The organism is Devosia sp. P2_G7, assembly GCF_056403495.1.
Window position 1 is genome coordinate 354,159 of the sequence record NZ_JBFUFI010000001.1, and the last position, 14,555, is coordinate 368,713.

Below are 14,555 nucleotides of genomic sequence, written 5' to 3' on the forward strand. Positions count from 1 at the left end.
GAGGCTCGCGAACATCGCTTTCGTCTCGGCGCACCCCCAGGTGCGTGTGGGCGACCGGGCTGGCCGCCCGGAGGACATACCGCTCGCCCGACGCCGGCAGGGTCACGATCCAGATTTCGTTGTTGAGGCTTTGCACGCCCGACAACCGCCCGATCTCCACCTCAAAAGCCGGCACCCTCGCGACGAGGTCGTGCAAATCGTCGTTCATTTTCAATGAGGTCCACTCAGCCGGCAGGCTTGCAGTGATCGTGCGATCCGGTCCAGCGGGCACAGCGCGGCAGATATCCTGAGCGCTCCCGGCTGCATTGGAATCTGAGAGTATCCACCAGATTCCAGTCAGCTCGCTGCATCCGGTTGACAACCCTGCCATTGTCACGCTCATATGTGGGATCGATCTCATGTCGAGTACCCGATGGCGACGATTACCGACGTCTCGAAGAAGGCCGGCGTTTCCCGATCCACCGTTTCACGGCTGATCGCAGGCAACGGCTATGTCTCCGAGGAAGCCCGGAAGGCCGTCGAAGCCGCCATCCTCGAGCTCGGCTATCGCCCCAACACCATGGCGCGGGGCCTCCGCTCCAATCGCTCCAATATCATCGGCGGCGTCGTCGTCAACGTCTCGAGCCCGTTCTACGCCCAGATGATCGGCGGCATGCAGGAAACGGCGCGCCACGCGGGCAAGAGCATCATCGTCGCCTCCGGCTATGCCGACCGCGATGAGGAGGCCCGCGCCATCATCGAGCTGGTCGATCGCGCCTGCGACGGGCTGATCCTCTACCTCGAAAACGCCCTGCGCGACGATGCGCTAGAGATCCTCACCCGCTCCAGGATCCCGGTGGTCAGCGTCGGCGGCAACGAATGCCCGCCCGCCCTTGCCCGCGTCGGCATCGATAATTTCACCGGCGGCCTCGACGGCATGCGCCTGCTCCTCGCCGAGGGCCACCGCCACATCATCTACCTCTCCGGCGGCCCGATCTACCACGATACCCACGAGCGGCTGCGCGGCATCGATGCGGCGCTCGCCGAGTTCGGCCTTACCCGCGACGACATCTTCATCGAGCACGGCAGCTTCTCCGAGACCTTCGGCCACGAAGCCACGGCCCGGCTGATCGCCGAACGGCCCGAGACCACCGCCATCTTTGCCGGCGACGACGACGTCGCGGCGGGGTCGCTGCTGGCCTTGAAGCGAGCCAACAAGCGCGTCCCCGAGGACATTTCGCTGCTCGGCTTCGACGACAATTTCCATGCCCGCCACCTGACCCCGGCGCTGACCACCGTGCGCCAGCCGGTCGATGAGGCCGGCCGTGTCGCCACCCGTCTGCTGCTCTCCATCCTCGATGGCGAGCCGCCGGCCGATCCGGTCATCACCATTCCCACCGAGCTGATCATGCGCCAGAGCGTCGGTCCGGTGCCAAGCCTTTCGCCGACGTCCCGCGTTGCGGCGCCGGCGCTGACGACCAACTGACCAGAGCGAGATCAGGAAAAGTTCTGAGACTTTTCCGGTTCGATCTCGCGACAAACCTAGGACTACGCCTCAGGAGCCTATTTCGACTGCACACTGGCCTATCGATTATGGGATCGATCTCACAGGGAGAGACTAGCCATGCACCGACTGCGTTTACTGACCCTTCTCGCCGCCACCGCCCTTACCGGCACGGCTCTCGCCACCGGGGCACAAGCCGAGGTGATCATCCGCATCGCCCCGGTCCACACCGACGCGCATGTCGAGAACTACAACCCCTACAACCTCACCGGCCCGCACGCCTACGTCCAGGATTTCGCTTATGAGCCGCTGTGGATCGACAATGTCTGGCACCCGGACAACGACTTCCCGGCTCTCGCCACCTCATATGAACTCGGCGACGACCTGAAGACCGTGACCTACCACCTGCGCGAAGGCGTGAAGTGGTCCGACGGCGAGCCCTTCACCGCCGCCGACGTGGTTTTCACCTTCAACTACGCCAAGGCGCATCTCGATTTCCCCGTCGGCTACGACATCTACAATGCCGAAAAGGACACCGGCTCGATCGTCGATGTGGTGGCGGTCGACGATCACACCGTGCGCTTCGAGCTGAAAGCCGCCGACTCGCTGGCCCGCCTCAATATCGGCCCGGTCTTCCCGCTGCCCGAACACATCTGGAAGGACGTCGCCGACCCGGTGAACTACGCCAACCCCAAGGTGGTGGCGACGGGCCCGTTCACCGAGGTGCGCGACTTCTCGCGCAACGCCTTCAAGCTCTGCAAGAACCCGCTTTACCGCGATGCGGCCGACGTGAAGATCGATTGCATCGAATACCCGCAGCTGTCGGACAATCTCCAGGTCATAGCCGCCATCACCAATGGCGATCTCGACTGGGCCACCGACGGCATCACCGACCCCGATATCACCTACGCTTCGAAGAGCCCCGACAACCACTACTGGCTGCCGCCCGACGCCGGCACCAACCTGCAGCTCAACACCACCAAGGCGCCGTTCAACAATCTCGAGTTCAGGAAGGCCATGTCGATGGCCATCGACCGCGGCACCCTGGTCGATATCGCCACCTTCGGGCTCACGACGCCCGCCGAATATCCTATCGGCGAAGGCATGTTCTACAAGGACTGGATCGATACCGCGGCGCTCGCGCCTTACCAGTACCTGATGAAGTACGACCCGGATGCGGCAAAGAAAGTCCTCGACGACGCCGGCTTCGTCGACAAGGACGGCGACGGCTGGCGCGACAATCCCGACGGCACGCCGATCGCCTTCAAGATGGCCGTGCCGGCCGGCTGGGACGACTGGGTGAATACGCTGCAGACCGTCTCGGAGAACCTCCAGGACATCGGCATCAACGGTGAGATGGAGACCCCCGAGGAAGGCGCCTGGTTCGACAACATCCCGACCGGCAATTTCGACGTCTACATCATGTGGACGAACCTCAGCTCGACACCCTGGTTCACCTATCACTCGATGTTCAACCCGCGCACCATGGTCCCTGGGCAACTCAACGAGCAGTCCATGCACCAGATGAAGATCCCGGGCATCGAAGCCGACCTCGCCGCCATCAGCGCCACGGCCGACGTCGCCGTACAGAAGGAAAAAGTCACCTCTGTGATGAAGCAGGTAGCCGAGAACCTGCCGGTGATCACCCTGTTCTCCAACCCCGCCTGGTACGAATATTCGACCCGCAACTTCACCGGCTGGCCGGACGCCGACAACGCCTGGGCCCGTCCCAACAACCCCTCCGGCATCCACGAACGCGTCAAGGTTCTGCTGAGCCTGACACCGGTGGCGAAGTAAGCTGATCCTCGGGGACGGGTTCGCCCGTCCCCATCACGCTCGGGGTACGCGATGGCCTTCCTCCTCCGCAGACTGGGGTTCTATTTCGGGGCGTTCTTCGTCGCGATCACCCTCAATTTCTTGATCCCGCGGCTGATGCCGGGCGATCCGGCAACCCGCATCCTGCTGTCACTGCGCGGCAAGCTGCGCCCCGATCAGATCGACGCCATCCGCAAGACCTATGGCTTCGAGGGTTCGATGTGGGACCAGTACCTGCAATATCTCTGGCGCCTCGCGCACTTCGATTTCGGCATCTCGACCGTCAACTTCCCCGAGCCGACGGCGAGCCTCCTCTTCTACGCCGCCGGCTGGACCCTGCTCCTCGTCGGCACCGCCACCGCGCTCTCCTTCGGCATCGGCATCACGATGGGCATCTGGTCGGCCTGGCGCCGCGGCGGCTTCTTCGACACCTTCTTCACCCCCATCAACGTGATGCTCAACGCCTTCACCCCGGCCGTCGTCGCGCTGCTGCTCTGGTACGCCTTCACTATGCAATGGGCGATCTTCCCGCTCGGCCGCGCCCACGAGATGAACCTCACCCCCGGCTTCAATCTTGAGACCTTCGTCAGCGTCGCCTGGCACGCCGTGCTGCCCGTCGCCTCGATCGTCATCGTCAGCTTCGGCGCCTGGCACCTGGGCATGCGCAACACGATGATCAACCTCCTCAACGAGGACTTCGTCATTCTAGCCAAGGCCAAGGGCCTGTCCGACCGCCGCATCCGCAACCGCTACGTGGCGCGCAACGCCATCCTGCCGCAGATCACCTCGCTGGCGCTGTCGATCGGCTACGTGCTGGGCGGCGCCTTCATCACCGAGGTGGTGTTCAACTATCCAGGGCTCGGCAAGTTCACCCTCAACGCCATCCAGACGCGCGACTATTCCTTCATCCAGGCCCAGCTGATCCTGCTCACCATGAGCGTCCTGATCGCCAACCTCGCCTCCGACGTCCTCAACGTCATCCTCGACCCCCGCCTGCGCTCGATCGGGAGAGCCTGATGACCGACATCCTCCCCGCCCTCACCACCGCCGCGCCGCGTGCCGAGCTCACCGCCCCCACGCAGCGCGAGCTGATGGCCGAGCTCGGCGTCCGCCCCCGCTCGCGCCTTCTCGCGAAACTCCCCGGCTGGGTCCAGCTCTTCCTCACCAACAAGAAGGGCCTCATCGGGCTGGTCGTCCTCGCGATCTTCGTGATCCTCGCCGTGCTGGCGCCGCTGATCACGCCCTACGACCCCTATCGCCGCGCCGGCAAACCGCACGTCCAGCCCGGCGTCGAGCACTTCCTCGGCACCTCGCGCCAGGGCAAGGACAACTTCAGCCAGCTGCTCGAAGGCAGCCGTTCCAGCCTCACGGTCGGCTTCATCGCCGGCTTCTCGGCCACGCTGATCGGCCTCGCCGTCGGCATCTCCGCCGGTTATTTCGGCGGCAAGACCGACGAGATCCTCACCTTCTTCGTCAACGTCTCGCTCGTCCTCCCCGCGCTGCCGCTGATCATCGTCCTCGCCAGTTTCATCGAGGAGGCGTCGCCGACCGTTATCGGCCTCGTCCTTGCCTTGACCGGATGGGGCTGGAGTGCGCGCACCATCCGCACCCAGACCCTCGCGCTCAAGAGCCGCGAGTTCGTCTTGGCCGCCGAGCTGATGGGCGAGAAGAAATGGCGGATCATCGTCCGCGAGATCCTGCCCAACATGAGCTCGTTCGTGGTCGGCGGGTTCGTCCTCGCCACCATCTACGGCATCCTCGCCGAGGCAGCACTCGAGTTCATCGGGCTCGGCAGTCCCAACTCCGTCACCTGGGGCACCATGCTCTATTGGGCCATGCGCGCGCAGGCCCTGCAGACCGGCGCCTGGTACGAAATCTGGCCGCCCGCCATCGCCATCATGCTGACCGGTGCGGCCCTCGTCATGGTCAACTTCGCCGTCGACGAGATCACCAATCCACAACTCGCCGCCACCCGCCGCATCGGCCCCATCCGCCGGTTCCTCAAGCGCCGCAACCGGAGTGCCGATTTTGTCTAACGCACCCCTGCTCGAGGTCCGCAACCTCACCGTTGATTATGTCGGCGCCAATACCGTGTCGCGCGCCGTCAACGGCATCGACTTCGACATCCGCCCCGGCGAGGCCTTCGGGCTCGCCGGCGAAAGCGGCTGCGGCAAGTCCACCGTCGCCTTCGCGCTGGCCCGCCTCACCCGGCTCCCCGGGCTCGTCAGCGGCGGCGCCGTCCGCTTCATGGGCGAGGACGTGCTGAACTTCACCGCGGAGCGCCTCCGCCGCTACCGCTGGAGCGAGGTCAGTTTCGTTTTCCAGTCGGCAATGAACGCCCTCAACCCGGTGATCAAGGTCTCCGAACAGATCGAGGACGCCATCCTCGCCCACCGCCCACGCGCCAGCCGCGCCGAAACCCTGGCCCGTGCCGCCGAGCTGTTCGAGCTGGTTGGCATCAGCCCGCGCCGCCTCGACGATTACCCGCACCAGTTCTCTGGCGGCATGCGCCAGCGCATCTGCATCGCCATGGCCCTGGCGCTGGAACCCAAGCTCATCATCATGGACGAGCCCACCACCGCACTCGATGTGGTGGTGCAGCGCGACATCATCGAGCAGATCTGCGAGCTCAAGGCCCGTTTCGGCTTCTCGGTCCTCTTCATCACCCACGATCTCGGGCTGATGATCGAGTTCTGCGACCGCATCGGCGTGATGTACGCCGGCGAACTGGTGGAAGTGGCCCCCGCCAGTTCCATCCTCACCGCCCCGCAGCATCCGTACACCCGCGCCCTCGGCCGCTCCTTCCCGCCGCTCACCGGCCCGCGCGTCCGCCTCGACGGCATCGCCGGATCGCCGCCCAGCCTCAGCGCCTTGCCGGAAGGCTGCCGCTTCTCGCCGCGCTGCGGCGAAGCCATCCCGCTCTGCACCCGCCTCGCCCCCGAACTCCGCCCCACGCCCGCCACCGGAGGAGAAGCAGCATGTCATCTCCTGTCATGACCGCCGATCCCATCCTCGAAATGCGCGACGTCGACATGAGCTTTACGCTCGGTGGCCTCGTCGGCAAGCGCACCACCCTGCGGGCGCTCTCAGGCATCTCGCTGAAGCTCACCCCCGGCCGCGCTCTGGCGCTGGTCGGCGAATCCGGCTCCGGCAAATCCACCTGCGCACGCATGCTGGCCCGTGTCTATGAGCCCGCCGCCGGTCAGATCGCCTTCCACGGCGCCGATGTCGGCAAGCTCACCGGCAAGGCGCTGACCGACTACCGCGCCGAAGTGCAGATGATCTTCCAGGATCCGTTCGGCTCGCTGAACCCTACCCAGTCGGTGGCCTACATCCTCGAGCGCCCGCTGCGCATCCACCGCCCTGGCCTCACGAAAAAGGAAGTCCGCGAGCAAAGCGAAGCCCTCCTCACCCAGGTTGGCCTCGTCCCCGCCGCTGAGTTCCTGAAGCGCCGCCCGCATGAGCTCTCCGGCGGCCAGCGCCAGCGCGTCGCCATCGCCCGCGCTCTCTCGGTCGAGCCCACGGTACTCCTCGCCGACGAGCCCACCTCGATGCTCGACGTCTCGGTCCGCTTGGGGATCCTCAACCTGCTCGAGGACCTGAAGCGCGAGAAGAACCTCGCCGCTCTCTACATCACCCACGACATCGCCACGGCCCGCTACTTCGCCGAGGAAACCGCGGTGATGTATGCCGGCCACCTCGTCGAGCAGGGCCCGAGCGAAGCGATCACCGACAACCCGCACCACCCCTACACCCAGCTCCTGATCGCCGCGGTGCCCAACCCCAAGAACAAGATCACCGGCGCCGCCGTCCGCCGCGCCGCCGATATCCCGCTCTGGACCGCCGAAAGCCGCGGCTGCCCCTTCGCCCCGCGCTGCCCGCGCGCCACCGACATCTGCCGCGAAGTCATGCCCGGCCCCACCACCGTCGGCGACAGCCACATGGCCCGCTGCCACCACCTCTGACCGGATCACCCACGATGAACCAGCTCCTGGCGATCAACGCCCAATATCCTGCGCTCTTTTCCAGCCGCGCCATCGCCACCAACCAGGTCGGCTACGAGGCCGCAGGGCCGAAGTTCGCCGTAATCGCCCTCGGCGAAGGCCCCGCCTTCACGGCGCTCCGCCTCCGCGACGCCACTACCGGCGATGTCGTCTTCGAAGCCACCCCCGGTCCCGCCGTCGAAGTCGAAAGCTGGAAGGCTCAGCGCTGGCAGACCGGCGAGTTCACGGCCTTCACCAGCATCGGCCGCTTCATCCTCGAAGCGGTCGACAGCACCGGTGCCCACCTCGCCTCCGAGCCCTTCGAGATCGTCGAAACCCTCTACGCCGAGCGCTTCCCCGCCGCGCTCCTCGGCTACTTCCAGAGCCAGCGCGCCGCCGAGCCCTATGACAGCGCCGACCGCGCAATCGCATTCATCGGCAACAAGCGCAACTCGCGCGCCGACGTGCATGGCGGCTGGTACGATGCCTCGGGCGACGTGTCGAAATACCTGAGCCACCTAAGCTACGCCAACTTCATGAACCCGCAGCAGACGCCTCTCGTCGTCTGGGCCCTAAGCAAAGCCGCGGTCTGCCCGCATATCGATGCCAACCTCCATGCCGCCTTCCGCGCTGAAGCTCTGTGGGGCGCCGATTTCCTCGTCCGCATGTGCGACCCCGCCGGCATGTTCTACATGACCGTCTTCGACCGCTGGTCGGGCGACACCGCGCAGCGCGAAATCTGCTCCTACTCCACCCAGAAGGGCCTGAAGCACGACACCTGGGAATCCGGCTACCGCCAAGGCGGCGGCATGGCCATCGCCGCTCTCGCCCGCGCCTCCCGGCTCAAGCAGGACGGCGAGTTCACCGCCGCGCAGTACCTCGCCACAGCCGAACGCGCCTTCGCCCATCTCGAAGACCACAACCTCGAGTACCTCGACAACGGCGAAGAGAACATCATCGACGACTACTGCGCCCTGCTCGCCGCCACCGAACTCAGCCGCTCCACCGGCAAGCCCGAATACCTGGCGAAATCAGGCGAACGCGCCAACAGCCTGCTCGACCGCCTCACCGGTGGCTACGGCTATGACGGCTGGTGGCGCGCCGACAACGGCACCCGCCCGTTCTTCCACGCCTCCGACGAAGGCCTGCCGATCGCCGCCCTGGTCGACTACCTCGCCATCGCCCCCGAGGCCGACAAAGTGCGAATCTCCGCCGCCCTCGGCAAAGTGGTGAAACACCTCGCCGCCATCACCGCCGAAGTCGCCAACCCCTTCGCCTACCCCCGCCAGTTGGTGAAGCGCACCGACGGCAACATCGGCGCCCAGTTCTTCTATCCGCACGGCAATGACAGCGGCTATTGGTGGCAGGGCGAGAACGCGCGCCTCGGCAGCCTCGCCTACGCGCTCCGCCGCGCCATGCCGCACACCGACCCCGAAACCGCCGAACTCGCACGGATCCAGTCGCAGCGCGCCATCGACTGGATCCTCGGCCTCAACCCCTACCATTCATGCATGCTGCAGGGTTTCGGCCGCAACTGGGCCATCTATGGACCCGCCAAATTCCCCAACGCCGACGGCGGCATCTGCAACGGCATCACCTCGTCCCTCGCGGACGAAACCGACATCGGCTTCTGCGAGACCGAGGACCCGTTCCAGTCCTGGCGCTGGAGCGAACAATGGCTCCCCCACGCGGCCTGGTTCCTGCTGGCGATGACGGAGTATTGAGCTTTCGAGCGGCCGGCGGCTGAGCTACTGCGCCGGCACCGCCGCGCGCGCCGCTCTCGGCCGCTTGTGCAACACGCGCAGCAGCGGCTTCTCAATCCGCTCGTGCACGATGACTCCGGCCACAAGCGCCAGCCCGATCGCCACAGCCACCATGCCGAAGTAACTCCCCAGCCCCTCCGGCAGCACGCGCGTCCCCACCGCGACTACGGCGCCGACCACGAACATATGCACCAGGTAGGTCGCATAGGAGGCATCCCCCAGCTTCTCCAGCCAGGGGCTCCGCGGCAGCGCAGCCTCGCGAGCCAGCCCCATCACCAGCAGCGCCACTGCCAGCCCAACCAGCGATACGAACGCCAGCGCCGTTTCATAGGGTGTCCGGTCGAGGCCAAACGCCACGATCGCGCCAACTGCCGCGAGCCCAACCAGCCCCGGCATCGCCAGTGCCGGCGGCCGCGCGAACACGCCCCTAATATATCCCAGGCCCACCCACGCGCCGGCCACGAACGCCAGCACCGCATGGTGCATGTAGAAACCGAGCAGCGGATCGGTCGGCTTCAGCACCTCACCCGCCACATAGAGCGCCGCAAACCCCACCGTCAGCGCCACGACCCGCCCGCCCGCCGCCAGCCCTGCCAGCAGCGCGAACGCCAGGTAGAAGAACACCTCATAGTTCAGCGTCCAGCCCAGGCTCAGCAGCGGGCTCGTTCCGCCTCGACCAGGCGCCTCGTGCGGGATGAACAGCATCGACTGCGCATAATGCGGCACGGTGAACACCGTGCTCTTGAACAACGCCGGCAGCGCCAGCGCCAGCAGCGCGGCGAGCGTCGTGAAGATCCAGTACAGCGGCACGATACGGATGGCCCGGCGCTTCAGGAACTCCAGCGCCGAGAATGGCCCCGATCCCGAGATCGCCACCATGATGAAGCCGCTGATCACGAAGAACAGATAGACGCCGAACTCTCCCAGCCGCGCCTGCAGGTAGATCGGGTCCGCCAACGGATGCTCCGAGGCATGCGCGACCACCACCAGCAGCGCCGCGAGGCCGCGCAGGTACTGCACCGAGTAGAGCTTTCCAGCCATCCGGGTAACCTTTCGTTCACCCTCTGCAATAGCACTCCAACCGCAGCGCCCAATCCTCCGTCGCGCGCTACGGTTAAGACGGGGGACAGCACCTCTGCAGCGAGGAGTGATGCCACCCCCCATTGCCGGAACCGAAAAACCCCGCCAGTGTTCATCCCTCCATTGAACCGCCGCATCCACCGCCTATCTCCTTGAGATCGCAGCTAACCCGGCCACCCCATGCCCGCTCCCGTCGTCGATGCCAAAGGCATCAACCTGCATCTGAAGAGCGGCACCACTTCGCTGCACATTCTCAAGGATGTCGACCTCACCCTGCAGCCCGGCGAGGTGACCGCCATCGTCGGCCCCTCGGGCAGCGGCAAGACCTCCCTGCTGATGGTGCTCTCCGGCCTCGAACAGGCCACCTCCGGCGCCATCAGCGTTGCCGGCACCGACATCGCGAAGCTCAACGAAGACCAGCTCGCCATCTTCCGCCGCGACGCGCTCGGCATCCTGTTCCAGAACTTCCACCTCATCCCCTCGCTCACCGCGCTTGAGAACGTCGCCCTCACCCTCGAGATCGCCGAGCCGTCGCTGCCCTGGACGACGATCCGCGATCGCGCCGCCGCCGCCCTCACCGATGTCGGCCTCGCCAACCGCCTGACCCACCTGCCCAGCGCCCTCTCCGGTGGCGAGCAGCAGCGCGTCGGCCTCGCCCGCGCCATGGTCGGCAACCCCAAGCTCATGCTCGCCGACGAGCCCACCGGCAACCTCGACCAGGAGACCGGCGCGCATGTCATCGAGCTGATGTTCGGCCTCGCCCGCGAGCGCGGCACTGCCATCCTGCTCATTACCCACGACTCGTCGCTGGCCGGAAAAGCCGATCGCCAGTTGCGCATGAACGAGGGCCATCTGAGCGAGCGGGTGCCCGCGTGAATGCGGTCGCCACCACGCTGCGCGGCTGGCTCCGCGTCGCGTTGAAAGACCTGCGCGGCGACCTCCGCCGCTTCACCATCCTCCTCGCCTGCCTGGCGCTCGGCGTCGGCACCATCACGATTGTCGGCTCGGTCGGTGCGGCGCTGCAATCGGCCCTGCTGCGCGATGCCCGCACCCTGCTCGGCGGCGACATCGAGGCCCAGCTCTCCTATCGCGCCGCCAACCCCGAGGAACGGCAGGAATTCGCGAGCTTCGGCAAGCTCGGCGAAGTCGTCGAAGTCATGGGCCGCGGCGACGCCGGGGACTCGAACAGCTTCCTCGCCATCCGCGCCGTCGACGCCAACTACCCGCTGATCGGCACGGTCACCGTCGAAGGCGCCGACGCTCCGCTGCCCGACCTTCTCGCCAAACGCAGCGACGGCAACTTCGGCCTCGTCGCCGACCAGCTGCTGCTCGATCGCCTGGGCCTGAAGCTCGGCGACACGCTCACCATCAGCGACGCCACCTTCACTCTAACCGGCATCATCGGCACCGAGCCCGACCGCATCACCGCCGGCATGCAGTTCGGCCTGCCCGTGCTGATGTCGGTCGATGCCCTCAACGCCACCGGCATCCTCGCCCCGGGCGTCCTCGCCAGCTATCGCTACAAGATCCTCTTGAACGGGACCGATCCCGATACGGCCATGGCGGCCATCAAGACCACCTTCCCCGAGGCCGGCTGGAAGCTCGCGGGTCCCAAGGATGCCACCGCCGATCTGGCGCGCTTCTTCGATATGTTCGCGCGCTTCCTCACCATTGTCGGCCTGTCGTCCCTGCTGGTCGGCGGCCTCGGCGTCTCCAACGCCATCTCCGCCTATGTCACCGAACGCCAGCGCTCCATCGCCACCATGAAGGCGCTCGGCGCGACCGGCCCGCGCATCCTCGTCCACTTCCTGACCCAGGTGATGCTGCTCACCATCGCCGGCATCATCCTCGGCCTGCTGCTCGGCACGCTGCTTACGCTGGTGCTGCTGCCGATCCTCGGCAGCCTCATCGGCCTGTCGCTGCCGCCGGTGGTCGACACCGTGACGCTGTGGACTGCCGCCGGTTTCGGCGCCCTCACCGGCTTCGCCTTCGGCTATTTGCCGCTTCGCCGCGCCGAGAAACTGAAGCCCGCGCTGCTGTTCCGCTCGGCCGGCTCCGCTGTCGAAGGCGGGCTCGACTGGCGTGACATGCTGAAGCCTGGCCTCTGGCTGCCGCTCGGCCTCGCTGCCGCCGGCATCTACGCTCTAGCCGCCCTCACCACCGGCCGCCCGCTGCTGGTGCTGTGGTACGCCATCGGCATCCTTGTCGCGTTCCTCATCCTCCGCGGCGCCGCCTGGCTCTTGCAGCGCACGCTGAAGCTCATCCCCCCGATCTCCAACGCGGCGATCCGCAACGCTATCAAGTCGATCTGGCGCCCCGGCGCCCCTGCCCCGGTGGTCATCCTGTCGCTCGGCCTCGGCCTCGCGCTGCTGCTCCTCATCGCGCTGATCGACGGGAACCTCCGTCATCAGCTCGCCCGCGAGTCGATCCCCAACGCCCCCAGCTTCGTCTTCATGGATCTGTTCGAGGACGAGGTGGACTCCCTCAAGCAGTTCTCGGTCGGCGACAAATCCGTCGAGACCTTCGCCTCCATGCCCGCGGTCACCGGCGCCATCGAGGCCATCAACGACGTGCCCATCGCCGAACTCGGCCGCGTCCCACCGCCCGAATTCGCCTTCGTGCTCGAGGGCGAGATCCCGCTAACCGCCTCCGAAGGCCTGCCGGAACAGTCCACCATCACCGAAGGCAGCTGGTGGCCGCCCAACTTCATCGGCCCGCCGGAAGTCTCGGTGTTCCAGCGCCTCAAGGAACCGCTCGGCCTGAAGCTCGGCGACATCCTCACCTTCCGCATCTTCGGCGATGAGGTGAAGGTGAAGATCGGCAGCTTCCGCGATTACGCCTGGCGCTCCGGCAGCGTGAACTTCGGCTTCGTGCTATCACCCAACGCCCTCGCCGATTTCCCGCTGAGCTATCTCGGCCTGTTGAAGGCCGTCCCCGGCCAGGAGGTCGAGGTGCAGCAACGCCTCGTCGCCGAGTTCCCGGACCTGCTGTTCCTACCCGTCGGCGAAGCCCTAGAAACCTTCGCCGCCATCCTCGCCAACGTCACCACCGCCGTCGAAGTCGTCGGCGGCCTTGCCGTTGTCAGCGGCGTACTGGTGCTCGCCGGCGCCATGGCCGCGGGCCGCAAGCAACGCGAGTCCGATGCCGTAGTGATGAAAGTGCTCGGCGCCACCCGCGGTGACGTGCTCCGCGCCTATCTCGTCGAGTACGGCCTGCTCGGCCTCCTCGCCGCGGTCCTCGCGGCACTCCTCGGCCTCGCCGGCACCTGGGCCTTCGTGGAGTTCGTGCTGGAGATCGACTTCTGGGCCGATCCCGCCCTGCTCATCTGGGTCGCCATCGGCACCGTCGCCCTCGCCATCGTCGTTGGCATGCTGACCACTTGGTCGGCGCTTTCCACCCGACCGGCGAGCTTCCTGCGCGAGGAGTGATCGGCTAGCGTCCCGCCAAACGGAGGTCCCGATGCGCCGACTGCTCTTCGCCCTGAGCCTGCTGCTGGTCCCCGCGGCCCATGCCGCCGAACCACAGATCGACGAAGTCCGCGCCGCCTGGGACGCTTGCACCAAGCTGCTCGAAACCGCCCCCAACGACTGGACCGGCTGGCGCCGCAACTTCGACGGCGGCTATTCAGACCACTTCGAGTTCCACGACGGTGGCGACGGCGCCTCTTCGGTGCTGGTCCAGACCTGGCTGATCGACGCCATCGCCACGCAGACCGACACCTCCTGCTACCGCCCCGACGGCAGCCTCGCCTTCATCTTCTCCGAGATGACCTCGCCCAACATGGCCGTGGGTTTCGATGGCCCCGCCATCACCCGCGAAGGCCGCCTCTACTTCGCCCCCGACGGCCACCTGCTGCGCCTGTTGAAGCGCATCACCGAAGCCGGCAACGAAGTCGCGCCCATCGACAACGAGCAATACCAGCTCGCCCGCGGCTGCGGCCTAACCGCCCCTCACGCCACCGTCGAAGACGTCCGCTCCCACATGATCTCGGAGCTCGGCGACATCGAAGGCACGCGCGGGAAATACACCGCCGAGCCGCTCGATTGGTGCGGGATGGAGACGGAATAGCGGGCGCACCTGTTCGCCCGACAGCCTCTCGGCTTCGGTAGATTCAAAGAACGGGCGGTTCCGGCGTGGGTTCGACCACGCGGGTAGTCCGCAATGAAACGGCCGTCGCCACGCCGGAACTGTTCGGAGTTTTTGCGGGGACTACGAGGAAGCGTTCGCACGCCGTGCGCTAAGCACGGACGGTGGACGGGTGCCCGTAGTCGCGGCCGCCAGGGGACGGCTCCCCCAGCACCGAAATCGCCCCACCGACCGTCCGTACGCGACCGCGCCCGTGTGGGTGACGGGGGCAGTGTCTCATTGCTGAAAGGCGGGGGGATAAGTCGGGCAAATCTTCTTTGGTGCTGACGTTGCACGCCGGCCGTC

The 14,555-nt window shown here is 66.4% G+C and carries 11 protein-coding genes; 10 read left to right on the forward strand and 1 reads right to left on the reverse strand.

Features of this window, described 5'->3' with window-relative positions; all coding sequences use genetic code 11:
• The first annotated feature begins 412 nt into the window (after nt 1-412).
• From AC1DWU_RS01840 to AC1DWU_RS01870, 7 genes are all read left to right on the forward strand, one after another.
• Nucleotides 413-1,465, forward strand: a complete 1,053-nt coding sequence (locus AC1DWU_RS01840; protein WP_477148248.1) for a LacI family DNA-binding transcriptional regulator — start codon at nt 413-415, stop codon at nt 1,463-1,465.
• Nucleotides 1,466-1,603: 138 nt separating this feature from the next.
• Nucleotides 1,604-3,280 (forward strand): ABC transporter substrate-binding protein, encoded by a 1,677-nt coding sequence (locus AC1DWU_RS01845; protein ID WP_477148249.1) that lies wholly within the window; start codon nt 1,604-1,606, stop codon nt 3,278-3,280.
• Nucleotides 3,281-3,331: 51 nt separating this feature from the next.
• Nucleotides 3,332-4,315, forward strand: a complete 984-nt coding sequence (locus AC1DWU_RS01850; RefSeq protein WP_477148250.1) for an ABC transporter permease — start codon at nt 3,332-3,334, stop codon at nt 4,313-4,315.
• The gene (locus AC1DWU_RS01855) at nt 4,315-5,334 is read left to right on the forward strand and encodes an ABC transporter permease (RefSeq protein WP_477148251.1); all 1,020 of its coding nucleotides are present in this window, start codon (nt 4,315-4,317) and stop codon (nt 5,332-5,334) included. Before AC1DWU_RS01850 ends, AC1DWU_RS01855 begins: the two co-directional genes overlap by 1 nt.
• Complete coding sequence (locus AC1DWU_RS01860) at nt 5,327-6,295, forward strand: ABC transporter ATP-binding protein (protein WP_477148252.1); 969 nt, start codon at nt 5,327-5,329, stop codon at nt 6,293-6,295. Before AC1DWU_RS01855 ends, AC1DWU_RS01860 begins: the two co-directional genes overlap by 8 nt.
• On the forward strand, nt 6,277-7,263 hold the full coding sequence (locus AC1DWU_RS01865) for an ABC transporter ATP-binding protein (RefSeq protein WP_477148253.1): 987 nt from the start codon (nt 6,277-6,279) through the stop codon (nt 7,261-7,263). Before AC1DWU_RS01860 ends, AC1DWU_RS01865 begins: the two co-directional genes overlap by 19 nt.
• Nucleotides 7,264-7,277: 14 nt before the next feature.
• Nucleotides 7,278-9,005 (forward strand): glycoside hydrolase family 9 protein, encoded by a 1,728-nt coding sequence (locus tag AC1DWU_RS01870; protein WP_477148254.1) that lies wholly within the window; start codon nt 7,278-7,280, stop codon nt 9,003-9,005.
• A 24-nt stretch (nt 9,006-9,029) separates the two neighbouring features.
• On the opposite strand, the gene AC1DWU_RS01875 is transcribed toward AC1DWU_RS01870, so the two are convergent.
• Nucleotides 9,030-10,085 (reverse strand): acyltransferase family protein, encoded by a 1,056-nt coding sequence (locus tag AC1DWU_RS01875; RefSeq protein ID WP_477148255.1) that lies wholly within the window; start codon nt 10,083-10,085, stop codon nt 9,030-9,032.
• Between the two features lie 219 nt (nt 10,086-10,304).
• Between AC1DWU_RS01875 and AC1DWU_RS01880 the strand changes: the two genes are divergently transcribed.
• Genes AC1DWU_RS01880 through AC1DWU_RS01890 form a run of 3 tightly spaced genes read left to right on the forward strand, consistent with a single transcriptional unit; the run spans nt 10,305 to nt 14,192 of the window.
• Complete coding sequence (locus AC1DWU_RS01880; RefSeq protein WP_477148256.1) at nt 10,305-11,000, forward strand: ABC transporter ATP-binding protein; 696 nt, start codon at nt 10,305-10,307, stop codon at nt 10,998-11,000.
• A complete protein-coding gene (locus tag AC1DWU_RS01885; RefSeq protein ID WP_477148257.1) occupies nt 10,997-13,552 on the forward strand; it encodes an ABC transporter permease in 2,556 nt (851 codons plus the stop codon). Before AC1DWU_RS01880 ends, AC1DWU_RS01885 begins: the two co-directional genes overlap by 4 nt.
• Nucleotides 13,553-13,583: 31 nt before the next feature.
• Nucleotides 13,584-14,192: a hypothetical protein gene (locus AC1DWU_RS01890; protein WP_477148258.1), complete on the forward strand. Its 609-nt coding sequence runs from the start codon at nt 13,584-13,586 to the stop codon at nt 14,190-14,192.
• Nucleotides 14,193-14,555 lie beyond the last annotated feature (363 nt).

Excerpts from the sequence above, each read along its gene's own strand:
- AC1DWU_RS01840 (WP_477148248.1), top strand. The coding sequence starts at position 413 with ATGGCGACGATTACCGACGTCTCGAAGAAGGCCGGCGTTTCCCGATCC.
- AC1DWU_RS01845 (WP_477148249.1), top strand. The coding sequence starts at position 1,604 with ATGCACCGACTGCGTTTACTGACCCTTCTCGCCGCCACCGCCCTTACC.
- AC1DWU_RS01850 (WP_477148250.1), top strand. The coding sequence starts at position 3,332 with ATGGCCTTCCTCCTCCGCAGACTGGGGTTCTATTTCGGGGCGTTCTTC.
- AC1DWU_RS01855 (WP_477148251.1), top strand. The coding sequence starts at position 4,315 with ATGACCGACATCCTCCCCGCCCTCACCACCGCCGCGCCGCGTGCCGAG.
- AC1DWU_RS01865 (WP_477148253.1), top strand. The coding sequence starts at position 6,277 with ATGTCATCTCCTGTCATGACCGCCGATCCCATCCTCGAAATGCGCGAC.
- AC1DWU_RS01870 (WP_477148254.1), top strand. The coding sequence starts at position 7,278 with ATGAACCAGCTCCTGGCGATCAACGCCCAATATCCTGCGCTCTTTTCC.
- AC1DWU_RS01875 (WP_477148255.1), bottom strand. The coding sequence starts at position 10,085 with ATGGCTGGAAAGCTCTACTCGGTGCAGTACCTGCGCGGCCTCGCGGCG.
- AC1DWU_RS01880 (WP_477148256.1), top strand. The coding sequence starts at position 10,305 with ATGCCCGCTCCCGTCGTCGATGCCAAAGGCATCAACCTGCATCTGAAG.
- AC1DWU_RS01890 (WP_477148258.1), top strand. The coding sequence starts at position 13,584 with ATGCGCCGACTGCTCTTCGCCCTGAGCCTGCTGCTGGTCCCCGCGGCC.